This window comes from Serratia sp. 22264, from assembly GCF_052045345.1.
GTDB lineage: Bacteria > Pseudomonadota > Gammaproteobacteria > Enterobacterales > Enterobacteriaceae > Serratia > Serratia plymuthica.
On the sequence record NZ_JBQEOY010000001.1, the window covers coordinates 147,105 to 173,865 of the forward strand.

At 60.2% G+C, this 26,761-nt stretch carries 29 protein-coding genes; 18 read left to right on the forward strand and 11 right to left on the reverse strand.

Features of this window, described 5'->3' with window-relative positions; translation table 11 throughout:
* Window positions 1-10: 10 nt before the first annotated feature.
* The 6 genes from urtB (at window position 11) to acpA (ending at window position 6,688) form a co-directional block, all read left to right on the forward strand.
* Window positions 11-1,591, forward strand: coding sequence for an urea ABC transporter permease subunit UrtB (urtB, locus tag ACTJJ1_RS00745; protein ID WP_440832001.1), 1,581 nt, complete (start codon window positions 11-13; stop codon window positions 1,589-1,591).
* Window positions 1,591-2,667, forward strand: a complete 1,077-nt coding sequence (urtC, locus tag ACTJJ1_RS00750) for an urea ABC transporter permease subunit UrtC (protein ID WP_421415804.1) — start codon at window positions 1,591-1,593, stop codon at window positions 2,665-2,667. Before urtB ends, urtC begins: the two co-directional genes overlap by 1 nt.
* Window positions 2,664-3,470 carry an urea ABC transporter ATP-binding protein UrtD gene (gene urtD, locus ACTJJ1_RS00755; protein ID WP_421415807.1) on the forward strand — a complete coding sequence of 269 codons (807 nt, stop codon included), beginning with the start codon at window positions 2,664-2,666 and terminating at the stop codon, window positions 3,468-3,470. The genes urtC and urtD overlap by 4 nt, the downstream gene beginning before the upstream one ends.
* A 9-nt stretch (window positions 3,471-3,479) precedes the next feature.
* On the forward strand, window positions 3,480-4,178 hold the full coding sequence (urtE, locus tag ACTJJ1_RS00760; protein WP_004942115.1) for an urea ABC transporter ATP-binding subunit UrtE: 699 nt from the start codon (window positions 3,480-3,482) through the stop codon (window positions 4,176-4,178).
* A 114-nt stretch (window positions 4,179-4,292) separates the two neighbouring features.
* Window positions 4,293-4,805, forward strand: a complete 513-nt coding sequence (locus ACTJJ1_RS00765; protein WP_004942116.1) for a DUF2165 family protein — start codon at window positions 4,293-4,295, stop codon at window positions 4,803-4,805.
* 170 nt (window positions 4,806-4,975) lie between these two features.
* A complete protein-coding gene (acpA, locus tag ACTJJ1_RS00770; protein ID WP_122288686.1) occupies window positions 4,976-6,688 on the forward strand; it encodes an acid phosphatase in 1,713 nt (570 codons plus the stop codon).
* A 22-nt stretch (window positions 6,689-6,710) separates the two neighbouring features.
* Here the strand turns inward: acpA and ACTJJ1_RS00775 are convergent, their stop codons facing one another.
* The 3 genes from ACTJJ1_RS00775 to ACTJJ1_RS00785 form a co-directional block, all read right to left on the reverse strand.
* Window positions 6,711-7,223, reverse strand: coding sequence for a GNAT family N-acetyltransferase (locus tag ACTJJ1_RS00775; protein WP_122288687.1), 513 nt, complete (start codon window positions 7,221-7,223; stop codon window positions 6,711-6,713).
* Window positions 7,224-7,265: 42 nt separating this feature from the next.
* The gene (locus ACTJJ1_RS00780; RefSeq protein WP_440832005.1) at window positions 7,266-8,483 is read right to left on the reverse strand and encodes an FAD-dependent oxidoreductase; all 1,218 of its coding nucleotides are present in this window, start codon (window positions 8,481-8,483) and stop codon (window positions 7,266-7,268) included.
* Between the two features lie 72 nt (window positions 8,484-8,555).
* Window positions 8,556-9,125, reverse strand: a complete 570-nt coding sequence (locus tag ACTJJ1_RS00785) for a DUF4865 family protein (RefSeq protein ID WP_440832007.1) — start codon at window positions 9,123-9,125, stop codon at window positions 8,556-8,558.
* Window positions 9,126-9,230: 105 nt separating this feature from the next.
* Between ACTJJ1_RS00785 and ACTJJ1_RS00790 the strand changes: the two genes are divergently transcribed.
* Entirely contained in the window at window positions 9,231-10,100 is an 870-nt protein-coding gene (locus tag ACTJJ1_RS00790) for a LysR substrate-binding domain-containing protein (RefSeq protein ID WP_004942125.1), read from the forward strand.
* Here ACTJJ1_RS00790 and sseA read toward each other — a convergent pair.
* On the reverse strand, window positions 10,097-10,942 hold the full coding sequence (gene sseA, locus ACTJJ1_RS00795; protein ID WP_440832009.1) for a 3-mercaptopyruvate sulfurtransferase: 846 nt from the start codon (window positions 10,940-10,942) through the stop codon (window positions 10,097-10,099). The two genes, ACTJJ1_RS00790 and sseA, sit on opposite strands and share 4 nt — an antisense overlap.
* Window positions 10,943-11,045: 103 nt before the next feature.
* Here sseA and ACTJJ1_RS00800 point away from each other — a divergent pair, with 103 nt between their 5' ends.
* Entirely contained in the window at window positions 11,046-11,462 is a 417-nt protein-coding gene (locus tag ACTJJ1_RS00800; RefSeq protein WP_004942129.1) for an NUDIX hydrolase, read from the forward strand.
* Here ACTJJ1_RS00800 and ACTJJ1_RS00805 read toward each other — a convergent pair.
* From ACTJJ1_RS00805 to ACTJJ1_RS00820, 4 genes are all read right to left on the reverse strand, one after another.
* A complete protein-coding gene (locus ACTJJ1_RS00805; protein WP_122288691.1) occupies window positions 11,459-11,959 on the reverse strand; it encodes a DUF523 domain-containing protein in 501 nt (166 codons plus the stop codon). The genes ACTJJ1_RS00800 and ACTJJ1_RS00805 overlap by 4 nt on opposite strands.
* A 72-nt stretch (window positions 11,960-12,031) precedes the next feature.
* Window positions 12,032-12,706, reverse strand: coding sequence for an epimerase (locus ACTJJ1_RS00810; protein ID WP_440833579.1), 675 nt, complete (start codon window positions 12,704-12,706; stop codon window positions 12,032-12,034).
* Window positions 12,706-13,728, reverse strand: coding sequence for an AraC family transcriptional regulator (locus ACTJJ1_RS00815; protein WP_004942135.1), 1,023 nt, complete (start codon window positions 13,726-13,728; stop codon window positions 12,706-12,708). Before ACTJJ1_RS00815 ends, ACTJJ1_RS00810 begins: the two co-directional genes overlap by 1 nt.
* A gap of 82 nt (window positions 13,729-13,810) precedes the next feature.
* Complete coding sequence (locus ACTJJ1_RS00820) at window positions 13,811-15,265, reverse strand: aminotransferase-like domain-containing protein (protein WP_037432478.1); 1,455 nt, start codon at window positions 15,263-15,265, stop codon at window positions 13,811-13,813.
* A gap of 176 nt (window positions 15,266-15,441) precedes the next feature.
* Here ACTJJ1_RS00820 and ACTJJ1_RS00825 point away from each other — a divergent pair, with 176 nt between their 5' ends.
* The 3 genes from ACTJJ1_RS00825 to ACTJJ1_RS00835 all read left to right on the forward strand — a co-directional run bounded on the left by ACTJJ1_RS00825 (window position 15,442) and on the right by ACTJJ1_RS00835 (window position 17,634).
* Window positions 15,442-15,630 carry a DUF1127 domain-containing protein gene (locus tag ACTJJ1_RS00825; RefSeq protein ID WP_006324292.1) on the forward strand — a complete coding sequence of 63 codons (189 nt, stop codon included), beginning with the start codon at window positions 15,442-15,444 and terminating at the stop codon, window positions 15,628-15,630.
* Window positions 15,631-15,642: 12 nt separating this feature from the next.
* Window positions 15,643-16,266, forward strand: a complete 624-nt coding sequence (locus ACTJJ1_RS00830; protein WP_006324293.1) for a glutathione S-transferase family protein — start codon at window positions 15,643-15,645, stop codon at window positions 16,264-16,266.
* Window positions 16,267-16,503: 237 nt separating this feature from the next.
* Window positions 16,504-17,634, forward strand: coding sequence for a Gfo/Idh/MocA family protein (locus tag ACTJJ1_RS00835; protein WP_004942141.1), 1,131 nt, complete (start codon window positions 16,504-16,506; stop codon window positions 17,632-17,634).
* Between the two features lie 223 nt (window positions 17,635-17,857).
* Here the strand turns inward: ACTJJ1_RS00835 and ACTJJ1_RS00840 are convergent, their stop codons facing one another.
* Window positions 17,858-18,403 (reverse strand): antibiotic biosynthesis monooxygenase, encoded by a 546-nt coding sequence (locus ACTJJ1_RS00840; protein ID WP_197912876.1) that lies wholly within the window; start codon window positions 18,401-18,403, stop codon window positions 17,858-17,860.
* A gap of 44 nt (window positions 18,404-18,447) precedes the next feature.
* Window positions 18,448-19,092, reverse strand: a complete 645-nt coding sequence (locus ACTJJ1_RS00845; protein ID WP_004942145.1) for an isochorismatase family protein — start codon at window positions 19,090-19,092, stop codon at window positions 18,448-18,450.
* Window positions 19,093-19,232: 140 nt separating this feature from the next.
* Between ACTJJ1_RS00845 and ACTJJ1_RS00850 the strand changes: the two genes are divergently transcribed.
* Entirely contained in the window at window positions 19,233-20,141 is a 909-nt protein-coding gene (locus ACTJJ1_RS00850; protein WP_062791679.1) for a LysR family transcriptional regulator, read from the forward strand.
* Window positions 20,142-20,204: 63 nt separating this feature from the next.
* Here the strand turns inward: ACTJJ1_RS00850 and ACTJJ1_RS00855 are convergent, their stop codons facing one another.
* Entirely contained in the window at window positions 20,205-20,993 is a 789-nt protein-coding gene (locus ACTJJ1_RS00855; RefSeq protein ID WP_197912874.1) for a PhzF family phenazine biosynthesis protein, read from the reverse strand.
* Between the two features lie 231 nt (window positions 20,994-21,224).
* Between ACTJJ1_RS00855 and ACTJJ1_RS00860 the strand changes: the two genes are divergently transcribed.
* From ACTJJ1_RS00860 to ACTJJ1_RS00885, 6 genes are all read left to right on the forward strand, one after another.
* Window positions 21,225-21,701: an OsmC family protein gene (locus ACTJJ1_RS00860; RefSeq protein ID WP_004942150.1), complete on the forward strand. Its 477-nt coding sequence runs from the start codon at window positions 21,225-21,227 to the stop codon at window positions 21,699-21,701.
* Between the two features lie 88 nt (window positions 21,702-21,789).
* Entirely contained in the window at window positions 21,790-22,857 is a 1,068-nt protein-coding gene (locus tag ACTJJ1_RS00865) for a fatty acid desaturase (RefSeq protein ID WP_122288695.1), read from the forward strand.
* A 29-nt stretch (window positions 22,858-22,886) separates the two neighbouring features.
* The gene (gene osmF, locus ACTJJ1_RS00870) at window positions 22,887-23,819 is read left to right on the forward strand and encodes a glycine betaine ABC transporter substrate-binding protein OsmF (RefSeq protein ID WP_004942154.1); all 933 of its coding nucleotides are present in this window, start codon (window positions 22,887-22,889) and stop codon (window positions 23,817-23,819) included.
* A gap of 73 nt (window positions 23,820-23,892) precedes the next feature.
* Window positions 23,893-25,053, forward strand: coding sequence for an ABC transporter permease (locus tag ACTJJ1_RS00875; RefSeq protein WP_409443325.1), 1,161 nt, complete (start codon window positions 23,893-23,895; stop codon window positions 25,051-25,053).
* The gene (locus ACTJJ1_RS00880; protein ID WP_004942157.1) at window positions 25,050-25,985 is read left to right on the forward strand and encodes an ABC transporter ATP-binding protein; all 936 of its coding nucleotides are present in this window, start codon (window positions 25,050-25,052) and stop codon (window positions 25,983-25,985) included. The genes ACTJJ1_RS00875 and ACTJJ1_RS00880 overlap by 4 nt, the downstream gene beginning before the upstream one ends.
* Entirely contained in the window at window positions 25,982-26,758 is a 777-nt protein-coding gene (locus ACTJJ1_RS00885) for an ABC transporter permease (protein WP_004942159.1), read from the forward strand. Before ACTJJ1_RS00880 ends, ACTJJ1_RS00885 begins: the two co-directional genes overlap by 4 nt.
* The last annotated feature ends 3 nt before the right edge of the window (window positions 26,759-26,761 follow it).

Sequence of the window (26,761 nt, forward strand, 5' to 3'; positions counted from 1 at the left end):
GAGGCCGCTGATGCAATCCCCATTCTTGTTCCATTTCCGCTCCTGGTTTTGGTTGCTGTGCTGCCTGCCGATGTTCGCGCAGGCGGGGCCGGCCGATGACTTTGCCGCGGCCAACCGCACCCAGCAGGCCAAGTTGTTGCAGGCGTGGGCGACCGCGCCGGACGCTGCGCGCCTGCCGTTATTGCAGGGGCTGAAGCAGGAAAACGTGGTGATCGACGAGGCCAAACATGCCTTTATCCAGCAGGGCGAAGCTTATCGCCCGCTGGATGGCGTTGCCCCGCCGGTCGGCACACCGAAAAAAGTGTGGTTGAACAACCGGCTGCGCATTCTGATCGCCAACGCACTGTCGGCGCATCGGCTGGTTAGCGACGATCCTGCGGTGCGTTTACAGGCGGCGCAGGCCCTGCAACGCGAGGCGCAAAGCGATCAACTGCCGCTGCTGGCCCAGCGGCTGGCGCAGGAAAAAAACACCCAGGTGCATGATGCGTTGAGCATTGCGCTGGCGAATCTGCAATTGGCCGACGCCAACCCGCAGGTGCGCCTCAACGCCTTGCGGCTGCTGGGCAGCTCGGGCTCGCCTGAGACGCAGCCAAGGTTACAGGCATTGACCGACGCCGCCCACGAACCGGACGCCGCAGTGCGTGCCGAAGCCTTGAAAAGCCTGACCAGCGTGAAACATCGGCTGCTGATTGGCGATCTGATCGGCCAGGCGTTTACCGGCCTTTCGCTCGGTTCGATCCTGCTGCTGGCGGCGCTCGGGTTGGCGATTACCTATGGGCTGCTGGGGGTGATTAACATGGCGCACGGCGAAATGCTGATGCTGGGCGCCTACTCGGCCTACCTGGTTCAGGGGCTGTTTCAACAGTTTGCGCCGCAGTGGCTGGCGCTGTATCCGCTGGTGGCGCTGCCGGTGGCGTTCGCCATTACCGCCTGCATCGGCATGGCGCTGGAGCGTACGGTGATCCGTCACCTGTACGGCCGGCCGCTGGAAACCCTGCTGGCGACCTGGGGCATCAGCCTGGTGCTGATCCAGGGGGTGAGGGTGCTGTTCGGCGCACAAAACCTGGAGGTTGCCAACCCGGCCTGGCTGTCGGGCGGCATTCAACTGCTGCCTAACCTGGTGCTGCCGTGGAACCGCATCGCGGTGATCGTGTTTGTGGTGCTGGTGCTGGCGCTCACCTGGTTGCTGCTGAACAAAACCCGGCTTGGCATGAACGTGCGCGCCGTGACGCAGAACCGTGCGATGGCCGCCTGTTGCGGCGTGCCCACCGGGCGTGTTGACATGCTGGCGTTCGGTCTGGGATCCGGCATCGCCGGGCTGGGCGGGGTGGCGCTGTCGCAACTGGGCAATGTGGGGCCGGAGCTGGGCCAGGGCTATATCATCGACTCGTTCCTGGTGGTGGTGCTCGGCGGCGTGGGGCAACTGGCCGGCACCGTGGTGGCGGCCTTTGGCCTCGGCATCGTCAACAAAATTCTTGAACCGCAGATTGGCGCCGTGCTGGGTAAAATTCTGATCCTGGCGCTGATTGTTCTGTTTATTCAAAAACGTCCTCAGGGGCTGTTCGCCTTCAAGGGCAGGGTGATCGACTGATGAGCCAACCATTAACTCTCACCGGCGTGCAGAAGGCACCCCGACTGGCGCTGGGCATCGGCGGGCTGGCGTTGCTGGCGCTGTTAATCATGCCGTTTCTCGCACTGTTGCCGGCGGACCACCCGTTGGCGATCTCTACCTATACCCTGACGCTGGTGGGCAAAATCCTGTGCTACGCCGTGGTGGCGGTGGCGCTCGATTTGGTGTGGGGCTATGCCGGGTTGTTGTCGCTGGGGCACGGGCTGTTTTTCGCTCTCGGCGGCTATGCGATGGGCATGTATCTGATGCGCCAGGCGGCGGGAGACGGCCTGCCGGCGTTCATGTCATTTCTGTCGTGGAGCGAGCTGCCCTGGTTCTGGAGCGGCACCCAGTATTTCGCCTGGGCGCTGTGCCTGATGATATTGGTGCCCGGCGTGCTGGCCTTTGTCTTTGGCTACTTCGCCTTCCGTTCAAAAATCAAGGGCGTCTATTTCTCGATCATGACCCAGGCGCTGACCTACGCCGGCATGCTGCTGTTCTTCCGTAACGAAACCGGCTTTGGCGGCAATAACGGCTTCACCGGTTTCACCACGCTCCTGGGGTTCCCGATTACCGCCACCGGCACGCGGGTGGCGCTGTTTCTGGCGACGGTGCTGCTGCTGGCCGCCAGCCTGGCTATCGGCTTCGCCCTGGCGCGCAGCAAATTCGGCCGGGTGCTGACCGCCGTGCGCGATGCGGAAAACCGCCTGACGTTCTGCGGTTACGATCCCAAAGGCTTCAAACTGTTTGTCTGGACGCTGTCGGCGGTGCTGTGCGGGCTGGCCGGGGCGCTGTATGTGCCGCAGGTGGGCATTATCAACCCGGGCGAGATGTCGCCGACCAACTCGATCGAGGCCGCTATCTGGGTGGCGCTGGGCGGCCGCGGCACGCTGGTGGGCCCGCTGCTCGGCGCCGGTATCGTCAACGGCGCCAAGAGCTGGTTCACCGTGGCGATCCCGGAATACTGGCAATTCTTCCTTGGCCTGATGTTTATCATCGTCACGCTGTTCCTGCCGAAAGGGGTTATCGGCCTGTTGCGCAAGGGGAAACCGCAATGAATTCGCTGCAAATGACCGACGATCTGTTTACCCAGCCGCTGCCTGCCGACAAGCACCGCCAACAAACCGACCCGGTGCTGGTGCTCGATAACATTAACGTCAGCTTCGACGGCTTTCGCGCGCTGAGCGATCTTTCACTGCAGATCGGCGTGGGTGAGCTGCGCTGCGTGATCGGGCCCAATGGCGCGGGCAAAACCACCTTGATGGATGTGATCACCGGCAAAACCCGGCCGGACAGCGGCCGCGTGTTTTACGATCAAACCGTCGATCTGACCGCGCTGGATCCGATGCAGATAGCCCAGGCCGGCATTGGCCGCAAGTTCCAGAAACCGACGGTGTTCGAAGCGCTGACGGTGTTCGAGAACCTGGAGATCGCGCAGAAAACCCAGAAGTCGGTGTGGGCCTGCCTGCGCGCCAGGCTGAGCAGCGAACAGCGCGATCGTATCGATGAAATGTTGCAAACCCTGCGGCTGAGCCACGAACGGCACCGGTCTGCCGGGCTGCTGTCCCACGGGCAGAAGCAGTTTCTCGAGATCGGCATGCTGCTGGTGCAGGAGCCGCATTTGCTGCTGCTCGACGAGCCGGCGGCGGGCATGACCGATGCGGAAACCGAGTACACCGCCGAGCTGTTTCGCTCGCTGGCGGGCAAGCATTCTCTGATGGTGGTGGAGCACGACATGGGGTTTGTCGAAACCATCGCCGACCACGTCACCGTGCTGCATCAGGGCCAGGTGCTGGCGGAAGGTTCACTGGCGCAGGTGCAGGCCAATGAGCAGGTGATCGACGTGTATCTGGGACGCTGAGGAGTCGCTATGTTGCAAGTAAACGAACTGAATCAATACTACGGCGGCAGCCACATTCTGCGCGGCCTGTCGTTTGAGGCCAATATCGGCGAAGTGACCTGCCTGCTGGGGCGCAACGGCGTGGGCAAGACCACGCTGCTGAAATGCCTGATGGGGCTGATCCCGGCCAAGAGCGGCACCATCCATTGGCAGGGCAGCGTGATCAACGGCAAAAAACCGCATCAGCGGGTGCAGGCGGGCATGGCCTATGTGCCGCAGGGGCGGGAGATCTTTCCACGCCTGACGGTGGAGGAGAATCTGCTGATGGGATTGGCGCGCTTTTCCGGCGCCGAAGCACGCAGCGTGCCGGAGAACATCTATGAGCTGTTCCCGGTGTTGCGGCAGATGAAGGATCGGCGCGGCGGCGATCTCTCCGGCGGGCAGCAACAGCAATTGGCGATTGGCCGCGCATTGGCCTGCCGGCCGCAGCTGTTGATCCTCGATGAGCCGACGGAGGGGATCCAGCCTTCGGTGATCAAAGAGATTGGCGCGGTGATCAAACAGCTGGCGGCGCGCGGCGATATGGCGATCCTGCTGGTGGAGCAATTCTACGACTTCGCCGCCGAGCTGGCGGACAGCTATCTGGTGATGTCGCGCGGCAGCATCGTGCAGCGCGGGGCCGGTAGCGCGATGGAGCAGAACGGGGTGCGCGGGCTGGTGGCGATCTAAATAATGGGCTGTGATGGTTTTAGCAAGGAGGGGAGTTCTCCCCATTCCGATATTGTGGCCTAAGGTAAGATGGGTTCTTAATATACCCTTTGAAAAGGAGATCTAAGGATAATTATGAACGAAATCACGGTGTCACGCCTGTCTTGTATCGTCCTGTCGCTGTTCCCGGCCCTGTGGGGCATCTTCAGCCTGCTGAACAATACGGCGGATTTTGCCGGAACCGCCCGCCATGCCGTAGCGCCGCTGCTCAGTATGCAGGATACCTATCAGGTGCCTGGGCTGATGTGGCGCGCCATTACCGCACCCTGGGCCGGGGTGGTCGGGTTGGCGCTGATTACCCTGCTGGAATCCCTGGCCGGCATCACGGCAGCCTTTGGCATGGTATTGATGGTGAAACACCTGGGCCACCCTTATGCAGCGTTTGCCAAAGGCAAGGCCTGGGCGATGCTGGGTGCGCTTTGCGCGATCGCGGTGTGGGGCCTCGGTTTTATGGTGGTGGCCGGCGACTGGTTTATGGCCTGGCAGGCCAGGGACAACCCGCTGGCGGTGCAGTTGGGCGCCTTGCTGTATATGCTGCCCAACGCGCTGGCGTTGATGCTGCTGATGGTGCAACGGGACGCACGCTGAGCCGGCAGCCAGGCGGGCGAGTGATTAAACTGCGGCAATCCTCGCGAAATTGTTGCCAAATGCTAACCTGCCGCCCACTGTCACATTTCATTCATAACTGTGCCCTAGCATAATGTCTCTTAAATAAATTTATAACAAATCAACAGGTTAAAATTTTAGAGGGAAGGCACATGAGCGATAAACCGCATAACGATCTGCCGCCGGCTGCGGGCGACAACGAGCAACAACCCGCTAACCCGGCGCGCCGCCGTTTTCTGGCGGGGGCGACGGCGTTGAGCGTCGGCGCCACCCTTGCGCCGCTGGCCAATGCTGCCGGTGAAGGCAATAAGAAACTGCTGTTGAGCGGCCTGCCGGAAGGTGCGCAAAACCCGCTGCTGCGCCGCCATGTGAAAAACGTTGTGGTGATCTATGCCGAGAACCGCAGCTTCAATAACCTGTTCGCCAATTTCCCCGGCGTGGAAAAACCGCTGTCGGCGCTCAAGCCCGAAGAGTACCAGCAGCGTGACCGCGACGATCGGCTGCTGGATACGCTGCCGCCAATCTGGAAAGGGTTGGTACCGAAGGCGCAGGAAGTCGGGCACGTTAATTACAGCATTGGCGAGGATGCGGTATTCACCAATCAGTTGCCGAATCAGCCGTTTGTCTTGACCGGGCCGCAAGGGGAGAACCTGCCGCACGGCGTGGTGACGCGTGATCTGTGGCACGTGTTCTATCAAAACCAGATGCAGATCAACGGCGGCAAAAACGACAAGTTTGTCGCCTGGGCGGATTCCGGCGCGCTGACCATGGGCTACTACGGTGACGGCGCCTATAACCTGCGGCTGTGGACGCTGGCGCAGGAATTTACCCTGTGCGACAACTTTTTCCAGGGTGCCTTTGGCGGCTCCTTTCTCAATCATCAGTATCTGATCTGCGCCCGCCCGCCGTTTTACCCCGACGTACAAAACTCCATCGCCAAAGAGGGCATTGCCCAGCTTGAAAGCGATGACGCGGCCGACCCGCGCCTGAAGCCGCTGGGCGATTCGCCGGTCAGCGCGTCGTTCGGCATCCCGCTGTTTGGCAAGAGCCTGCTGACGCCGGACGGCTATGCGGTAAACACCATGGCGCCGCCGTATTGGCCGTCGTGGACCCGGGATGAAAAAGACCCTACGCTGGCGGATGCCGCCCAGCCCAATGTGTTGCCGCCGCAAAAGCACCTGCACATCGGCGACTTGCTCAATCAGAAGGGCGTCGACTGGGCGTGGTACGCCGGCGGTTGGCAGTATGCGCTGGACAACCGAAAGGATCAGGGCGATTTCCCCGGCGCACCGGACTTCCAGTATCACCATCAGCCGTTCAATTACTTCGAAAATCTGGGGCCGGGCAACCCACAGGCCCGCGAAGCTCACTTGCGCGACGGCGGCATTGGCGACTCACCGGCCACCAACGCCTTTTTGGCGGCGGTAGAGGCAGGCACGCTGCCGCCGGTAACTTTCTACAAGCCGCAAGGCAACCTCAATATGCATGCCGGCTATTCCGATGTGGAAGCCGGCGATCGTCATATCGCCCACATCATCAACAGCCTGCGTAACGGCCCGCAGTGGAACAACAGCGTGGTGGTGATCACCTTCGACGAAAACGGTGGCTGGTGGGATCACGTTGCGCCGCCGCAGGGCGATCGTTGGGGGCCGGGATCGCGTATTCCGGCGTTGATCGTCTCGCCGTTCGCCCGTAAAGGCTATGTCGATCACAAGGTATACGATACCGGCTCGATCCTGCGCTTGATCAGCCGGGTATTCGATCTGCCTACGCTGGAAGGATTGGTTGAACGCGATAAAGCGATGGCGGCACGCGGCCAAAAACCGCTGGGGGATTTGACAGACGCGCTGGAGTTTCCGGCCTGATAGGGCGGGGCAAGCGCTGTGTTTACAGCGCTTTGTTCATATACCAGATGCCGATGGAACCTTGCGCGCTGGTGTAGCAGGTCTCGCCGCAAAGGCTCAACCCCTGGCGCTGATAAAAACGCTGGGCGCTGGTATTGCGTTGCAACACCTCCAGCCACAGCATGGGTTGTTGCCTTTCTACAGCCCGTTGCTGTACCTGCTCAAAGAAAAGTTGGCCGTAACCCCGGCCGGCGTATTCCGGCAGAAAATAGATTTTCTGCAGCTCTGCCCCGGTGGTTTGCGTCGGTGCCAGCAGGCTGTTGAAATTCAGCCGCGCATAGCCCACCAGATCCTCGCCTTCATAACCCAGCAGCCAGCAAACTTCCGCATCCTGCAGCGTTTTTTCTAACGCCTCAACCGCAAAGTCTTTCGCCAAAAAGGCGTCCAGTTCCTCTTGATACTGCCAAAGCTTGCCAAAATGTGCCTGATAGGTACGGGTGCCGATGTCGCGAACCAGCAACAAATCACCGATCAAAGCCTGACGGACAGTGAACATGCATTAGCCTCATGCGAAGTGGAGAGCGATAAGTATAGCGCGTTAGTTTTCAAGATGCTTCGGCGTTTCCCGGCGGAACCCCAGCCCGATAATACGGCCGAACAGGTGCGGCAGCCAGCGGCTGTTGCCGACGCGGATCATCAGGCTGGAACTGCCGCTGGTGCGGCGTTTTTTCGGCCTGCGTTGGCTCATCTTGATCTGCAGGAATTGGGTGGCTTTGGTGGGGAAATTGCGCCGGCGCTGTACCTGCTGCAGGTGTTTCAGTTGCAGGCTGTGGCTGCGCAGCGGAGGAATGATGCTGTTGGCGGTGGCGACCGCATCCTGAATCGCCAGATTCACCCCGACACCGCCAATCGGCGACATGGCGTGTGCGGCGTCACCGATGCACAGCACGCCGGGTTTGGCCCAGCTATCGAGTCTGTCGATACGAATGCTCAATAGCTTTACCTGTTGCCAGCTCTGGATGTCCTGCAGGCGATCGTCCTGAAACGGCGCCACTTCGGCGATGTGCAGCAAAAACCTCTCCAGGCCGTCTTGCTGAATTGCCTCGAAGCTGCCTTTATCGATGGAATATCCGCACTGCCAATATTCGCCCCGGTCGATCATGATGAAGTTCTGCTTCGGGCCGGTGTGGCCCATGGACCAGGCCGGGTCGCCGGGCTTTTTATCGAGCTTCAGCCACAGTACATCGCGCGGCGAGCCAAACGCGCGGCTGCCGAGCGCCGCCTGTTCGCGCACCACCGAGTTGCGCCCGTCGGTACCGACCACCAACTGGCAGCGCACGCGGATCGGGCCTTCGGGCGTATCCGCCAGCACGCCGCATACCTGACCGCGATCGTACAGCAACTGGTGCGCCTGCGCCGATTTGATCAGCGTGAATTCAGGAAAGGCCGCCGCCTTTTCCGCCAGAAAATTGAGAAACTCCCACTGCGGCATGAACGCGATAAATTTGCAGCGCGTCGGCAGCCGGGTAAAGTTTGCCAGCGTGATATCGCGCCCGGCGATCTCGGCCTGCAGCGTCTCCGCGCGTTGGTGCGGCAACGCCAGCAGCTCATGGAGTAGGCCAAGCTGATGCATGATTTCCAGCGTGGAAGGGTGAAGGGTATCGCCGCGAAAATCTCGCAGGAAATCGGCGTGTTTTTCCAGCACCGTTACGTTAATCCCCGCCCGCGCCAGCAGGTAGCCGAGCATCAGCCCGGCGGGGCCACCGCCGACAATGCAGCAAGAGGTGGCGTAAGGTGTGATAGGCGACTGTGACATAGCGGTTGGCCCTGACGATCCGCATCCTGCGGATCCTGATTGAATGACTTTATTTGATAATGATTATCAATATCAAGTCTGGCTGTCAACCCGCGGTACTGTGTGGTCAAAGGGGGCGGAAAGGTGGCCAACCCGGTAGCATTGGGTGCCGGGTTCCGGCGCCAGCGGCAGTTCCCGCCACAGATGCAGCCGCACCAGCTGCCAGGTGGCGGGATCAAACGCCACTATACTGGCCAGGGCGGCGGGATCGGCCTGCTGCTGGCGGCGCAACGCAGCCAGATCGTTGTAAGGCGCAATCGGCAGCGTTTGACGCGTGGCGCAGGTGGCTTCGGCGAGCCTTTGGCGGTCAAAATGCGTCAGCCACGGCAACCAATGGGTCACCTGCGGCCAGCCAAAGGCCTGGCTTACGCCCCTGAAGCCGTCGCCGGTCAGAAAATCGCTCATGCCGGCGCTGCTGTTCCACAGATAAAACGGCGCATAGAGATTTTCGCCGCTGTGCTCGCCTTTCTGCGCATAGAGATAGGCTTTAATCAATAACTGCGGGCAGTTATCGAGCAGGTGACCAAAACGGGCGATGCGGTCGCGGATCATCGCCATATCGTAATCGGCGGGCAGAGCGAAGTTGTATTGCATGGCAAGCATGATGATTCTCCTGAAAGGCATTGACCCGACGAGCATGACACGCCATCTTTATCAGTAAAATCGGCATTATTTTGATTAATGGTTCTTGAAAACGGGATGGTCAGTATGGGGCGAGTCACCTTCGATCTCGACGATCTGCGCAGTTACGTTACCGGCATTGAGTTGGGCAGCTTCGCCAGGGCGGCGGAACGGTTGGGGCGATCGACCTCGGCGGTCAGCGCGCACCTGAAAAAACTGGAGCAGCAGATCGGCGCGCCGATCTTGCGTAAATCCGGGCGGGGTATGGTAATGACCGAGGCCGGCGAAACGCTGCTGGGCTATGCCCGCCGGCTGCTGGAACTGAACGACGAGGCTGCCGCTGCGGTGCGCGGGCTGGATTTGCAAGGAACCGTGCGGCTTGGGCTGCAGGAAGATTTCGGTGAAACCTTTTTGCCCCAGGTGTTGGGCAGTTTTACCCGCGCCCATCCGAAGGTGCGCATAGAGGCGCGTATTGCCCGCAACGCCGAATTGATTGACTGGGTGCTGAAAGGGCAACTGGATTTGTCGCTGGCGTGGGACGGCGGCATCAGCACGCCGTTTCAGCAGGATTTGGGCCAGCGCAAGATGCACTGGATCGCCTCGCCGAACTTTGATCTGAGCCAGTGGCAGGGCGGTGACGAACCTCTGCCGCTGGTGATGTTCGACGCCCCCTGCCTGATGCGCAGTGCGGCGACCAACGCGCTGGATCGTGCCGGTATCGCGTGGCGCATCGCCTTCACCAGCCGCAGCCTGAACGGCGTCTGGGCGGCGGTCAGCGCCGGGCTGGGGGTCACGGTACGTACCGACGCCGGGCTGCCTTCGGGATTACTCCGTCTGGCACCCGGCGCTTTGCCGGCGCTCAGTCACATCGGCGTGGTATTGCACCGCGCCGAAGAAAACCCCTCTGCGGCGATTGGACGGCTGGCGCAGATCGTGGTCGAACGGATCGACGGTTAGTCCTGTTCGATCGGTTGGTTGCCGCTCAGCGCACCCCATTCGGTCCAGGCGCCGTCATACAGCTTCACCTGTGGCGCATCGAGCGACAGCAGGCCAAACGCCAGCACCGCGGCGGTGACGCCGGAGCCGCAACTGGTGACGATCGGTCCGTTGATGTCCACCCCTTTATCGCTGAAGGTTTTCTTCAGCGCTTCCAGCGATTTGAAGCGGCCGTTTTCCAGCAGCTCGCCATAAGGAATATTGATGCTGCCGGGGATATGGCCGCGATGCAGTCCTGGGCGCGGTTCTGGTGCCTGGGCGTAAAAACGCGGCGCGGCGCGGGCGTCCAAAATCTGTACTTCCGTGTTCAGCGCCTGCTCCACCTGTTGCATATTCACGACGGCGCCGGCGTTGAAGCGGGCGTTAAAGGTTTGAGGTTCAGGCCGTGCCGGGCCGGTTTCCAGCGCCTGGCCCAATGCGCTCCAGCCGTTCAGGCCTTCGTCCAGCACGTAAACCTGCTGTGCGCCAAAGTTACGGAAGGTCCACCAGCCGCGCGGTGCGGAAAACTGATTGCCCTCGTCATAAAACACGATGGTGTGCTTATCGTTGATGCCCAGCTTGCCTGCCGCCGCGCTGAATGCTTCCGCCGTCGGCAACATGTGCGGCAGGGCGGTGTTTTTGTCGGCTACGTCGTCGATATCGAAATACACCGCACCCGGTATATGGCCGCGTTCAAACTCGGCGATCATATCCTTTTTCGGCACCAGGCCGACCGGGGACATCCTGACATCAACCACCACCAGATCTTCATCGTTGATATGCTGCGCAAGCCATTGTGGAGTAACCAGAAACGGAGAGTTCATCGCTATTGTTCGCCTGTTGTGAAAACGGATTTTCACTATACACCAGCGGGCAGGAGGATGAGGTAAGATGATTGGCAAACGGGGCGGATAATCATGAGGCCTAATGGACAACGACAGCTTCGGCGGCGCCAAAATCGCGCTGCTGTGCGGCGATAGCCTGCTGACCTATCGGCGTGACGACAAAACCGGTATCCCCTGGCCCGGCTGCTGGGATCTGCCCGGCGGCGGGCGTGAGGGCGATGAAACGCCGCTGCAATGCGTGCAACGCGAAACCTTCGAGGAATTTGGCCTGCGCATTGACGCTCGGCAGGTGAGGCGGCAACAGCGCTATGAGGGTATTCTGGCCGGCTATCCGCCCACCTGGTTTATGGTGGGCGAAATCACGCCGGCGCAAATTGCCGCCATTCGCTTTGGCGATGAGGGACAATGCTGGCAGATGATGGCCATCGACCGCTTTATCGAGCATCCGCAGGGCATTTCGCACCTGCAGCAGCGGCTGGCGGCGTATCTGCGCCGCTAGCTCTGTTCCACCGCCTCAACCCGGGCGATCAGCGCCGCGAGCTGGCGATCGGAAAACACTTCAATGCCATGCCGGCGCAGCAACTCGGCGGTAACGCCGCTGCCGGGTTTGGTCTGGCCGCTGAAAGACCCGTCGTAGATAAACTGGCTGCCGCAGGACGGGCTGCCGTCGGTGAGCAGCGCAAAGCGACAGCCGTGCCGCCGCGCGGTTTCCAGCGCCAGATGGGCACCAAGCAGATAGCTGTCGGTGACGTCGCCGCCGCCGGCCTCCATCACTCGCGCCTGCTGGGCGAGCACGGTGGCGCCATTGGCGGCCGGGGTAATTTCTGCGTTGGGGCGCGGGGTGGAAAAACCGGCGGCCAACTCCGGGCAGCAAACCACCAGGCGGCCTTCGCGCTGCCAGCGTTGCAGGATCGCGTTGACCAGCGGTTTGTCGGAGCCGTTATAGCGAACTTTAAAACCGGCCAGGCAGGCGCTGAATAAAATCTTTGACGGCATGAGCTCTGTCTTCTGTCACAGGGGCGAAAGCGCGGGCAAACAGCCCGCACGCGCGGCTTTAACATAGCAGAATCATACTGCCGATGGCAGCGCCAACCGGTTAATCTCTGCCGGTTCGATGATTGGCAGCGGCGTCGTATGCCTCGCAACCGCCAGCATCGCCAGCCCGATCCTTTCGGTCGTGGTGACCTGATTGGGGAACAGCCGCAAGGCACCCAGCCACAGCGGTTTAAACAGCGTATACAGCAAATGGTAAGCACGGGTTTTGGAACGGATGCCGTGTAACGGAATGATAGCGCCGGGGCGGAACATCACCGCATGGAACGGCAGCGCCAGCAGGGCGTTTTCGGTCGCCCCCTTGACCCTGGCCCACATGCTGCGGCCCTGTTCGCTGCTGTCGGTTCCAGCGCCGGAAACGTAGATAAAAGTCATGGCCGGGTTCAGCCGCGCCAGTGGACGGGCGGCGGCCAGCGTCAGATCGTAGGTCACCGCGCGATAGTCGGCTTCGCTTATGCCGAAGGACGAGACGCCGAGGCAAAACAAACAGGCGTCATAGCCGGCGAACTGCGGTTCCAGCGCCGACAGGTCGTTGAGGGCGGGCGTCGTCAACTGCCGGAGTTTGGCGTGGCTTTGCGCCAGCGGGCTGCGGCCGACGCTGAGCACTTCTGTGACCTGCGGGTCGAGCAGGCATTCGCGCAACGCACCCTGGCCGACCATACCGCTGGCACCGAAAATTATCACTCTCATCATCTGTTCTCCTGACGGGCGCTCACGCGCCGGCTGCGCCAACGGTTAGGCGTTTGCGATTCCCACTGCATAAAGGCGCGGCTGAACGAATTCAACTCTTCAAATCCCAGCACGAAGGCAATCTCGCCCGGCTCCAGATCGGTGTCTGACAGCAGGTGGCAGGCGGTGCGGTGGCGGGTTTTGTCCAGCAATTGCTGATAGCTGTAGCCCTGTTGTTGCAGCCGTCGTTGCAGGGTGCGCGGGCTGATGTACAGTTCGGCGGCCACGCTGTTCACGCTGGGCCGTTGCCCACGCATGCTGCGGGCGAGGATCGCCATCACCTGTGCGGGCAGGCTGTCATCCTGCTGCGCCCTGGCAAGCTCGGCTTCCAGGCCAGGCAGCAAAACGGCCAGACTGTCCTGGTTATAGGTAATAAACGGCTGCTTCATCAGCGCGCGGTCGAACACCAGCACGTCCAGCGGCGCGTTGAAATGGATCGGGCAGGAAAAATAGCGCAGCAGCGGGGACGCGGGATCCTGGCGGCGCGTCAGCTCGATCGCCCGGGGCTGGATCGCCATGCCGGTACCACGGCGGCACAGGGTAGTGATGTAGGCAAACATGGTGTCAATCAGCAGATCGGGGGCGTGGCCTTCGGCCATAAGCCAGCGGGTATGCAGCCGTACGCCGTGGCCGTGTTCCGTCAGCACCAGCTCCTCCGGGCACACCAGCCGCTTATAGCGGGCCACCTTCTGCAAGGCTTCCCCCAAGGTGGCGGAATGCAGCGCCGCGACCGAGGCGATATCGTAGTGCTCCGGGGCCACGTCGCCGCCGAGGCGTAAACCGAATGCGGCATCATTGGTCAGTTTGGCGAGCGCGCGCCAGATTTCAAAATACTGGTGGGTGGAAAGCCTGGCTTTTTCGCGTCCGTCGCTGAGCAACCCGCCGGGAAGGCCGGCCAATTGGCTAACCTGTTCAATATCCACCCCCAGCGCCGCGAAGCGAACCGCCAGCGCGCCGGAAACCGGAATTTGATCGCTGCTCATGATGATTCCTTTGGCTGCCTGTTGAGAAAGGTTCCAGTGTAAAAGGTTAGGGCAGGCACGGATAATCCGATTGCGACAAGCTTTAATCCCGCAGCGCCTGGGCGCTTTCGATGTCGGCTACCGGCGCCAACAGTAGCCTTTGGATGGTCTTGCCGACCCGGCTAACCGCCTGTTCAATCTCTGGCGTCAGTTTCGGGGCGTAGTTGATGCGCAGGCAGTTACGGTATTTGCCGGAGGCGGAAAAAATGCTGCCGACGGCAATCTGCACGCCCTGTTGCTCCAGATAGCGGTTCAGCCGCAGGGTATCAAATTCGTCGTCCAGTTCAATCCACAGCATAAAACCGCCGCGCGGCTGGCTGACGCGGGTGCCGGGCGGGAAATATTTCATGATCCAACCGGTCATCCGATCGCGGTTTTGCTGATAGCGGGTACGCATGCGCCGCAGATGCTGCAGGTAATGGCCGTGGCGGATAAAGTCGGCAATCGCCAACTGCGGTTGAGTGGCGGTGGAGCCGGTGCCGATATATTTCATGTGCAGCACGCGCTCCAGATAACGGCCGGGGGCAATCCAGCCGATACGCAGGCCGGGCGCCAGCGTTTTGGAAAAGGAACTGCACAACAGCACGCGGCCATCGTCGTCGAAGGACTTGATGGTGCGCGGCCGCGGATACTGATAAGCGATGTCGCCGTAGACGTCATCTTCGATGATCGCCACATCATGGCGCTGCGCCAGCGTCAGCAACCGTTGCTTGCGCGCCTCGGGCATGATGTAGCCCAGCGGGTTGTTGCAGTTGGGCGTCAGCAGAATTGCCTTGATCGGCCACTGGTCCAGCGCCATTTCCAACGCTTCCAGGCTGATGCCGGTCAGCGGATCGGTAGGGACTTCCAGCGCTTTCATGCCCAGCCCTTTCAGCGTTTGCATGGTGCCGTGAAAACAAGGGGAGTCCACCGCCACAATGTCCCCCGGCTGGCACACGGCGCGCAGCCCGGCGGACAGCGCCTCATGGCAACCTGTGGTGATCACCAACTGATCTGCGCTTATCTGGCAGCCGGAATCCAGCAGCAGGCGGGCGATTTGCTCACGCAATCCCATCACGCCCTGAATATTGTCGTAATACAGGCTGCGCAGATCGCCGTGGCGGCCCATATGCCCCAGCACCTTCACCAGCGGTTTCAGCGTCGGTTCGCTGATATCCGGCATGCCCCGCCCCAGCTGTACCAAGTCTTCACGTGGCTTGGTGCGGATCAGTTCCAGCACCTGTTCCCACTGCGAAATGTCCACCGGCCGCTGCACCGGGCGGGTGACGGCAGGCAGTTCGGCTAAGGTGTGCAAGCCCCGCACGAAGTAGCCCGATTTCGGCCGCGCTTCCACCAGTTGGCTCTCTTCCAACAGGCGATAAGCCTGCTGCACCGTGCTGATGCTGACGCCGTGTTCCTGGCTCAGCGTACGTACCGACGGCAGGCGATCGCCGGCCGGATAAAGCCCCTGTTCGATGCGTTGGCTGAGGATGGCGGCCAGCGTGGCATAGCGTGTCATACAGATACCCAAAATGAGAGTGAATGAGAAAAATACCGGCACAGATGGGATTAAATTAGACCATTCAGATACGCAGAGACAGCTTTTGTATGGAAAAAATACCACCGTCTTGAATCTGTACCGCTTTACCCCCGCGTCGCATCATTAACGTCGAGGCTAAACCGAAGGAGAACGTAATGATGACCCTGTTTGCAGATGGCGCGCCGGCGCGGAGCCGGTTACTCTTTTTCCGTTGGCGTTTGTACCTGCAACGCCACCGTACGCGTAAATCGCTGTTGCTGCTGGACGATGCGCAGTTGGCGGATGTCGGTCTGACGCGCGCCGATGCGCGGCGGGAAGGGCGTAAACCTTTTTGGCTGGAATAATAAGGAAACGGCATGCTGAAGTTATTGGGTAAGGCGTCATCGATTAACGTGCGCAAGGTGCTGTGGACCTGCCATGAACTGGAGGTGGCATTACAGCGGGAAGATTGGGGCAGCGGTTTTCGCTCCACCCAGGAACCGGCGTTTTTGGCGTTGAATCCCAACGGGCTGGTGCCGGTACTGATCGACGGCGAGCGGGTGTTGTGGGAATCCAATACGATTTGCCGCTACCTGGTGGGCCGCGAAGGGCGCCAGGATCTGCTGCCGTTGGAGCCGGGTGCGCGTGCCGGGGTCGAGATGTGGATGGACTGGCAGGCTACCGATCTGAACAACGCCTGGCGCTATGTGTTCATGTCGCGGGTGCGCCAGGATGCCGCTTATCAGGATCAGGCCCGATTGGCGGACGCCGAAAGGGAGTGGAACCGGCTGATGGGCATACTGGAGCAGCACCTGACACAGGGCCAGGCTTATATGGCCGGTGCGGCTTTTAGCCTGGCGGACGTGGTGATCGGGCTGTCGTTGAACCGTTGGTTGATGACGCCGTTCTCGCGCCCGGATTACCCGGGGCTGAATGCGTATCTGCAACGGCTTAAGCAACGGCCGGGGTTCTTGCTGTATGGCGCCAACGGTTTACCGTGATATGAAATAAAATATCCATTTTATTCGTGCGTTCTTCACTGCCGGGTGCAGCGTATCGCGATCGTCGCGCCGTTGCATCATGGCCTGCAGGGTTTCATGAACGGCATCACGGATATGAGTTTTATTTTTCTCCTGACTTGTTATTGAAATTTATATTCCATATAACCTTGTATCAGATGGCGCGTTTCATTAAACGGCGCGTCGGTCATATTATGGATATCGGCAGGGGAGAAGGTGATGAAACAGGTACGCGTTGGGTTAATCGGCACCGGCTACATTGGGCGGTGCCACGCCATTGCTTATGCGCAGGCGGCCACGGTATTTCCACTGAAAGGCGAACTGGTGCTGGAAATGCTGGCGGAAGTGACGCCGGAGTTGGCGCAACAGCGCGCCGCCGAATTTGGTTTCTCACGCTCTACCGGCGACTGGCGGCAGTTGGTGGCGGATCCTGCCATTGATGTGGTGGATATCTGCGCGCCAAACTTCCTGCACAAGGAGATGGCGCTGGAGGCGATCCGCCACGGCAAGCATGTTTATTCCGAAAAACCGCTGGCGCTGGACGCCAATGATGCCGCCGAAATGGTGCAGGCCGCCCGCGCCAAAGGGGTTAAAACGCTGGTGGGTTTCAACTACATGAAGAACCCGACCAGCCAACTGGCGCGCGAAATTATCGCCAACGGCGAGATTGGCGAGGTGGTGCATTTCTACGGCACCCACAATGAGGACTATCTCGCCGATCCGCGCACCCCGATAGACTGGCACTGCCGCAAGGCCAGCGCCGGATTGGGCGCGCTGGGGGATCTGGCGGCGCACATCGTCAACATGGCGCATTACCTGGTGGGCGATATCGTGGCGGTCTCCGGCGACATGCAGACCATCATCAAACGGCGGCCGGATGCCAAAGACCCGACGGTGATGCACGACGTGGAAAACGAAGATCAGGCCAGTGCGCTGGTGCGTTTTGCCGGCGGTGCCATGGGCACTATCGAAACCTCGCGCATTGCCTGCGGGCGCAAGATGGGGCTGACCTACGTGGTGACCGGCACCAAAGGCACGCTCAGCTACACCCAGGAGCGGATGGCGGAACTGAAGCTGTATCGTCATGACGAACCGGCAGAGCGGCAGGGCTTCAAAACGCTGCTGGTGGGGCCGAAGCACCCGGACTACGCGGCGTTTTGCATCAGCGCCGGGCACGGCATCGGTTTTAACGATCAGAAAACCGTGGAGATCCGCGATCTGGTCAACGGCATTGCCGCCGGCGATCGCATGTGGCCGGATTTCGAGGAAGGCTGGAAAGTGTCCTGCGTGCTGGATGCGATAGCCGCCTCCGCCGAGCAGCGCCGCTGGCTCGATATCAATCGCGACTAGGCGGCGGGTTATGGCGCATTCAGGCTGAAAGCGCCATAGCTTAGGATGTTAATCAGCTACCAACTTTATCAGCTACTAACTTAATAAGCTGTTAAGTTGGTAGCTTGATATGATTGAAACGCCGGGCATGAACAACCGAACGCGCCCCAAGCCGCCGACGGCGTAACCCCCCCTCAATGCCAATCCGGGCTAATGCCCATTCGCTGCTCTCCTGCCGGACGGCCTAGTGGCGGATAAGCCATTGATGAAAGACGCGGGTCACGATCGGCATCCAGAGGAAAACCACCAGGGCGACCACGGTAGCGTCATTGAGAAAATGGCCGGGCAGCGTGCCGACCAATTGCGGCAGCAGCTTGCCCCAGAACCAGGGCACCAGATTGGTGGAGGGGAAGATCACCAGCAGGGTGATCAAAAACTGTTTCCACTTGGCGGGTGGCCGGGTCGTGGCGCTCGGCGGCGTGAACCAGAATTCCGCGCCGGGGCGAATATCTACGTGGTCGTCTTCCAGCAACAGCGGCGCCACTTCTTCGATGTATTTCTTGCGCAGCGGCGAGTTGTTCCACTGGTTCAAATTGTCGATGCTGTCGAAACGCACCAATATCGTATAGACCTGCTCGCTGCCGGTCGGGCGGATCACGTTAACGCCCAGGTGGCCGGCGAAGCCGGCGGCTTCCGGCATGATGCGTTTCAGCCAAGCCTCGTAGGCCTTCTCTTGACCCGGTGCCAGACGATGAGTGATCACTAACGTGACGTGCTGCTGATGAACCATTAAGTCGACTCCAAAAAAGACCCCGGCGCGGCCGGGGCGGGCAATTATTTCATCACTCGCAGCGGTGCAAGGGGCGTCAGAGAGGCTGCGTCGTCAACGCCCATGTCGTAAGTGCCGCCGTGCTCACGCACCAGCGCCATCACCGCGTCGTAGGTTTCTTTGTGCGCCCAGTTACGTTGATATTCCAACAGTACCTGCTGCCAGGTTACCGGGGTGGCACCGGCCTGGACCATGGGATCGATAGCGCGATCATGCACATTGACCGAACTGCCGCCGGAAGTGTCGGTAACCACATAAACTTCATAACCGGCTTCCAGTGCCATCAATGCCGGACAGGTCAGAGAGACCTCGTTCCACAGCGCGGAAATCACCAGCTTCTTGCGGCCGATGGCCTCGACGGCCCTGACAAAAGCGGCATCTTCCCAGACATTCATCGTGGTGCGCTTAACGGGGGCGATCTCAGGGCGAACCGCCAGCAGTTCCGGCCAAATAGCGCCGCTGAAACGCTCGGTTTCGACCGCGCTGAACAGCGTCGGAACGTTAAAGATCTTGCCGGCTTTGGCCAAACCGACAACGTTGTTTTTCAGTAGCCGACGATCAATATTAGCCTCGCCAAAGGTCATCTGCGGCTGGTGGTCGATAAAAATCAGCGCGGAGTTATCTTTATCAAGTAATTGAAATTCAGACATGATTTACTTTCCCAATCCTACTGCGAATTAACCGCTGTAATGCAAAGCCGATAAAATGCAGGGTAGACAGGGGGCAATTTCAAAGATAGCGCAGAATTTTTGCCATCTTGTTGAGTTTTTTTATACACGGGGGGAATGCGGTGAGACTAAACCTGGAAGCGTTACTGATTTTGGATGCGCTGGATCGACATGGCTCTTTCGCCGCTGCGGCTTCGGCGCTGTTCAAAACGCCCTCGGCGCTGAGCTATATGGTGCAAAAACTGGAGAGCGACCTCGAGGTTACCCTGCTCGACCGTTCCGGCCACCGGGCGAAATTCACCGATACCGGCAAACTGATGCTGGAAAAGGGCCGGGTGCTGCTGCGGGCGGCGCAAGATCTGGAACAACAGGCGCGCTATGTGGAAAACGGCTGGGAAAGCGAGATCACGCTGGGCATTGACGCCTCCTTTCCGTTCGAACGGCTGTTGCCGCTGATTGAAGAGTTTTATCAGCGCCATCATCATACCCGCCTGGCCTTTAGTCATGAGGTGCTGGCCGGTTCCTGGGAGTCGCTGGTTTATGGCTGCGCGGACATTATTATCGGCGCCATTTGTGAACCGCCGTCGCGCGTTGGCTATGCTTTCAGTCAATTGGGCCGGCTGGATTACGTGTTTGCCGTGGCCCCGCAGCACCCGCTGGCGACGCTGGCAGAACCCTTGCAGAAGGCCGATATCCGGCAGCACCGGGCCGTGGTGGTACGGGATACCTCGCGGGTGAACGCACCGCAGAACCTCAATATCCTCGAGGAGCAAGATCAACTGACGGTCTTTGGCTTCGATGCCAAACTGCGGGCGCAGCTTGGCGGCCTTGGCTGCGGTTATCTGCCGCGCTACCTGGCAGAGCCTTACCTTAAAAGCGGCGAATTGGTGGCAAAGACCGTCGAAGCGGAGCGTTGCAGCGATATCGCCTATTTTGGCTGGCGTGAAAGCGCCACCGGCCTGGCGGCGAAATGGTGGCGCGAACGGTTGCAGCAGTATGCCGATGCCGGGGATGCGTACCCCGCAGAGTGAAACCGAATACGCCTTATTGCCCGCAGGTACTCGGTTTTGCCGGGGGTGAGGTTTACGTCGGCGTTAATCAGGCAGGTTGATTTCCGCCTTCATAAAGGTGACGGCCTGGCCCTCGATCGTGACTCTGCTTTCCTTTAATTCGCACACCAAATGGCCTCCCCGCACGGAGGCCTGATAGGCAGAAAGTTGGGTCTTGCCGAGGCGGGCGGCCCAGAAGGGAACCAGGGTGGCATGTATCGACCCCGTGACCGGATCTTCAGGAATACCGGCACCGGGGACAAAATAGCGCGACACGAAATCATAGTCTTTGCCTTCTGCCGTGATCACCACGCCGACCGACCCGAGCTCCGCCAGCTTATTGAGGTCGGGTCGGTAACCTCTGACCGCCTCTTCGTCTGCCAATACCACGAAAATATTCTCGAAACTGCGGAAGTGGCTGACGGCCAACTCACGGAACAGCGGGGCGATAGCGGCCGGTAGTTGGGAGAGAGGTTCCGGGGGAATACAGGGTAAATCCAGCAGATAGCCGTTTTCCATTACGTTCACTTTCAACTGGCCGACGCGGGCTGAAAACGACAAGGTCCCTGCGATACCGTATTCCGTTACCAGTATATGCGCAGCGGCCAGCGTAGCATGGCCGCAGAAATCGACTTCCAGGGTCGGCGTAAACCATCGGAGATCCCAACCCTCCTTGCCGGGTTTAACAAAAGCCGTTTCCGCAAGATTGTTTTCTGCGGCGATGGCCTGCATGAGGCTATCCGGCAACCAATCATCAAGAACCAGCACCGCAGCAGGATTGCCGCCGAACACCCGTTCAGAAAAGGCGTCAACCTGGTACATTTTGTGGAGCATCGATCATCCTCTCATTATGTATTTTTGGTCATTATATTGTAATTTTACGCTCATCATCAGAGATGATACGGGATGGGACGTGCATAAAAAATGCGGCGATCGTGAGAAAACGTCACTGTCGTGCTGCCGGATAAAAACGTCGCTTGCCCCTTGGCTTTTTTCCGCCAATAGTTGTCGCGGGTCTTTCTTCGATTAGCGTTTTTTGATGCATGGCAAAAGGAAAATCGGGTAATGAAAGGTGAACATCAGTACGACGTGGAAGTGAACTGGGAAGGCAATCTGGGCGCCGGTACGCCGGATTACAAATCTTACGGTCGCGATCATCGCATCAGCGCCGCAGGCAAGGCGGATATTGCCGGTTCCGCCGACCCGGCCTTTCGCGGCGACGCCGCCCGCTGGAACCCGGAGGATCTGCTGGTGGCGTCAGTCAGCGCCTGCCACAAACTTTGGTATCTGCACCTGTGCGCCACGTCGGGGATTTCGGTGCTGGCCTATCAGGACAACGCCGTCGGCATCATGCGCGAAGACGCCCAGCGCGGCGGGTTCTTTACTTCGGTTACGCTACGCCCGCGGGTAACGGTGCGGGACGGCGACGATCTGCAACTGGCGCAACAACTGCATGAAAAGGCGCACCACCTGTGCTTTATCGCCAACTCGGTCAATTTCCCTATCGAATGTCAGCCGCAGGCCGTTTACGCAAATAGCTGATTTTTAACTTTGCTTTACCGCTTTCGTTATTTTGAGCGCCAATGCGGCTCGCAGATACTGAGGAAAATTTCCTACAGCGAGCCGCAGCATGTCCTCAACCCAACGCCACAGCCACTATCTGCATTCTGCCCAGCGCAGCTGGATCCGGCAGCTTAACCGGCGCTGGTACTGGCGGCTGGAGCTGCCGACCTGGGGCATCATGGCTGCGGTCTACGGCGGCTGGTTTGGCGTGGCGCAGTACTGGCAGACGCTGGGGCCGTGGCTTGGCACACCGCTGCTGATCCTGCTGACCACCTGGTATATGTCGCTGCAACATGAACTTATCCACGGCCATCCAACGCGCTGGCCGCGAGTCAATCAGCTGTTTGGCCTGTTGCCGCTGGCGGTATGGTATCCCTATGGTCTGTATCGCGATTCGCATATTCAGCACCACCGCAACGAACACCTGACCGATCCGCATGAAGATCCCGAAAGCTATTATTTCAGCCAGGCCCAATGGCAGCGTTTCCCACGGCTGTTTCCGCTGTTGGCGAAGGTACGCAATACGCTGGCCGGGCGCATTGCGCTTGGCCCGGCGCTGGATATCGCCGCTACGTTGGTCAACGCATTGAAAGCTATCGCCGCCGGCGAACTGCGCACGCTGGCGATGTGGCTGGTGCACCTGCTGCTGTTGGTGGCGGTGCTGGGTTGGCTGCAACGGCAGGGCATAGGCGTGGCATTTTATCTGTTGGCCGTCAGTTACCCGGCGCTGGCGCTGACCAAGGTGAGATCGTTTTTTGAGCATCGCGCCGTTGAAGCTCCGCAGGCACGTTCTATTATTAATGAGGCGGCGTGGCCGTGGCGGCTGCTGTTTCTCAATCTGAACTATCATTTAGTTCACCATGATCTGCCCGGCTTGCCGTGGTACGGTTTACGGGAAGTGTATCTGGCGGAGCGCGGCGCGTACCGGCAGCGCAGCCAGGGATTTGTGGTGCAGGGTTATGGCCAATGGGTGAGTGACTACGCGTTTACCCCGGTTGCCGTTGAGGTTCATCCTTTCAGCGGCGGTGAAACGCCGGCGGCGCACCAGCGCGAATATGATGCCTGGCCGGCAGAGACATTGATTGCGCGATGGAAGCGCGTTTCTCAGGATTTTCCAATCGATCTGGCCAAATAGCCGGAAAACACATTACAAGAGGAAAAAGTATGGCTATCACTCCATCACGTGGACGTTTCTTTGCTCTGGCGTTGACCTTGCTCGCCGCGAGCGTCGGCGTGGCGCAGGCTGCCGATACGGTGCGCGTCGGGTCTAAAATCGACACCGAAGGTTCGTTGCTCGGCAACATCATCGTGCAGGTGCTGGAATCCAACGGCATCAAAACCACCAACAAATTGCAGCTCGGCACCACCAAGGTGCTGCGCGGGGCGATCACCTCCGGCGAGATTGACGTCTACCCGGAATACACCGGCAACGGCGCATTTTTCTTCTCCGATGAAAAAGATCCGGCGTGGAAAAACGCTCAGGCCGGTTTCGAGAAGGTGAAGAAGCTCGATTATGACAAGAACAAAATCGTTTGGCTGGCGGCATCGCCGGCCAACAACACCTGGACCATCGCCATCCGTCAGGATGTGGCGGACGCCAACCACCTGAAGACCCTGGCCGACCTGAGCAAGTGGATCAACGGCGGCGGCAAGTTCAAGCTGGCGGCTTCGGCGGAATTTATCGAGCGCCCGGATGCTTTGCCGGCGTTCCAAAATGCCTACGGCTTTAAACTGAATCAGGATCAACTGTTGTCGCTGGCCGGCGGCGATACCGCCGTGACCATCAAGGCGGCGGCGGAGCAAACCTCCGGCGTGAATGCGGCGATGGCCTACGGCACCGACGGCCCGGTGGCGGCGTTGGGGCTGCAAACGCTGGAAGATCCTAAAGGGGTGCAGCCGATTTACGCGCCGGCGCCGATTATTCGCGAGGCGGCGCTGAAACAGCATGCCAATATCGCCGAACTGCTGCAGCCGGTATTTGCCTCGCTGGATGGCCCGACGCTGCAGAAACTCAACGCGCAGATCGCGGTAGAAGGCCAGGATGCCAAACAGGTTGCGGCCGCTTATCTGAAAGAGAAAGGATTTGTTAAGGGATAATGCCGATATTCCCCCTCTCCCCTTGGGAGAGGGGCGGGATACGGCCCACCAGACATGGAGCCGGAGAGTTTCTTTGATTATTGCCGTAAAAAACCGCGTTTTACTGACACTGCTTATCCTGTTGCTGCTGGCCGCATTTGGCCTGCCGTTTCTCAGCTATGCCCCCAATCGCCTGCTGTCGGGCAAGCCCATTTCCCTTATCACCCTGCTGCATGGCCCGGCGTTGTGGCTGTTGGCGCCGATGCTGGTGCTGGTGGCGCTTAGCCTGTTGGCGCCGAGCAGGCGCAATGCCTTGCTCACCGCGCTGGCCGCTTCGGCATTGCTGACGCTGGCCTTCTGGCTGAGCGGCCATGCCGCGCAACAACTGGCGCAGGAAGGCTCCAAACTGGCGCGCACTTCCTGGGGCAGCGGTTGCTGGTTGATATTGGCGCTGAGCCTGTTGATGGCCGCGGACGCCATGACCCGTCTTGCTGCCTCGCACCTGTGGCGTATCCTCGGCAATCTGCTGGTGGTGCTGCCTGCGTTAGCGCTGCTGTTTGGGCATCAGTTGGATCAGCTTTCGTTGCTGAAGGAGTACTACAACCGGCAGGACGTATTCGACGCCGCGCTGTTGCAACACCTGACCATTCTGCTGGCGACGCTGGTGCCGGCGCTGCTGATTGGCGTGCCGCTCGGCGTGTTGTGTTTCCGTTCCCGCCGCTGGCAAACGCCGATCTTCTCGACCCTGAATATTATCCAGACCGTGCCCTCGATTGCGCTGTTTGGTCTGCTGATAGCGCCATTGGCCGGGTTGGCGACGGCGGTACCCTGGCTGGCGGAGCACGGCGTGAGCGGTATCGGCATGGCGCCGGCGATCGTTGCGCTGGTGCTGTATGCCCTGTTGCCGCTGGTGCGCAGCGTGGTAGCCGGGTTGCAAAGCGTGCCGGCCAGCGTGATCGACTCTGCGCGTGGCATGGGCCTGACGCGCGGGCAGATTTTCTTGCGCGTGCAGTTGCCGCTGGCGTTACCGCTGTTTTTGACCGGCGTGCGCATTCTGGCGGTGCAAACCGTCGGCATGGCGGTGGTGGCGGCGTTGATCGGTGCCGGGGGTTTTGGCGCCATTGTTTTCCAGGGCTTGCTCAGTAGTGCGCTGGATTTGGTGCTGCTGGGGGTGATCCCGGTGATCGTGATGGCGGTAATCGTCGATTCGCTGTTTAAATTTATGGTTTCATTATTGGAAGTGTCACGCCGATGATTCACTTTAACCAGGTCAGCAAGATTTTTCAGGGCAAGCCGGCGGTGGACGACCTTACGCTGCAGATTGCCGAGGGCGAGTTTGCCGTACTGATCGGCACCTCGGGATCCGGTAAATCCACGACGTTAAAAATGATCAACCGGCTGATCGAGCACGATGAGGGCAAGATTTATTTTGCCGGCGAGGAGATCCAGAAATTCAAACCGCAGGATCTGCGCCGCCGGATGGGCTATGCCATTCAGTCGATTGGCCTGTTCCCGCACTGGACGGTAGAGGAGAACATCGCCACCGTGCCGCAACTGCTGAAATGGCCGCGAGCGCGCATCCGCGACCGGGTGACCGAACTGCTGGAACTGCTGCACCTGGAGCCGGATCTGTTCCGCCGCCGCTACCCGCACCAGCTTTCCGGCGGGCAGCAGCAGCGGGTTGGGGTGGCGCGCGCGCTGGCCGCCGATCCTGAGGTGTTGCTGATGGATGAGCCATTCGGCGCTCTGGATCCCGTCACTCGTGCGGCGCTGCAAACGGAGATTGCGCGGATTCATCATCTTTCCGGACGCACCATAGTGCTGGTGACGCACGACATCGACGAAGCGCTGGCGCTGGCGGATCGCATCGTATTGCTCGATCAAGGGCGCATTGTGCAGCAGGGCACGCCACTGGAGATGCTGACCGCGCCGGCCAACGATTTTGTCCGCGATTTCTTTGGTCGCAGCGATCGCGGCATCAAGCTGCTGTCGCTGGGAACGGTGGCGGAGCGCGTGCGCCCCGGCAGTGCCGACGGCGAGCCGATCGCTGCCGCCATGAGCCTGCGCGAAGCCCTGTCGGTGTTTGTGGCGCGCGGCAGTGAACGTTTACCGGTGGTGGGCGAACAGGGCGAAGCGCTCGGCGTGCTGCATTTCAACGATCTGATTAACCAAAAGGCGCTGTCATGAGTGCGCAGCGTTCCACGCGCTGGCTGCGCGATCCGCTGCCCTGGACCTTTGCTTTGCTGCTGGCGCTGGTGTTTGGCATGAATCATTTGCACGGGCTGTTCGCCGCCTGGTTCCCCGACTTGGATCGGCCGGTCTATCAGCAAGACAGCTTTATTTCGCTGGTGTGGGCGCACCTGCTGCTGGTGGCGGTTTCCAGCCTGATCGCCGTGGCGATTGGCGTGGCGGCCGGGATCGGCGTGACCCGCCGGGCCGGCAAGGAGTTTCGCTCGCTGGTGGAAACCCTGGTGGCGGTCGGTCAGACCTTCCCGCCGGTGGCGGTGCTGGCGGTTGCCGTACCGGTGATGGGCTTTAGCGAGCAGCCGGCGATTATTGCCTTGGTGTTGTACGGTCTGCTGCCCATCTTGCAGGGGACGCTGGCGGGGATTGAATCGGTGCCCAGCGCCACGCGCGAGATTGCGCAGGGGGTGGGGATGAACGCCAGGCAGATCCTGTGGCGCGTCGAGCTGCCGCTGGCGGCGCCGGTGATTGTCGCCGGTATCCGCACGTCGGTCATCATTAACATCGGCACGGCGGCGATCGCCTCCACCGTCGGCACCAAAACGCTGGGTTCGCCGATCATCATTGGCCTGAGCGGTTTCAATACCGCCTATGTCATTCAGGGAGCGGCGGTGGTGGCCTTGCTGGCGATCATCACCGACATGCTGTTTGAGCGCTGGGTGCGCTATCTCACCGCCTGGCGTCAGCAGACGCCGGCGGATCCTTCTGCGGGGTAAGGG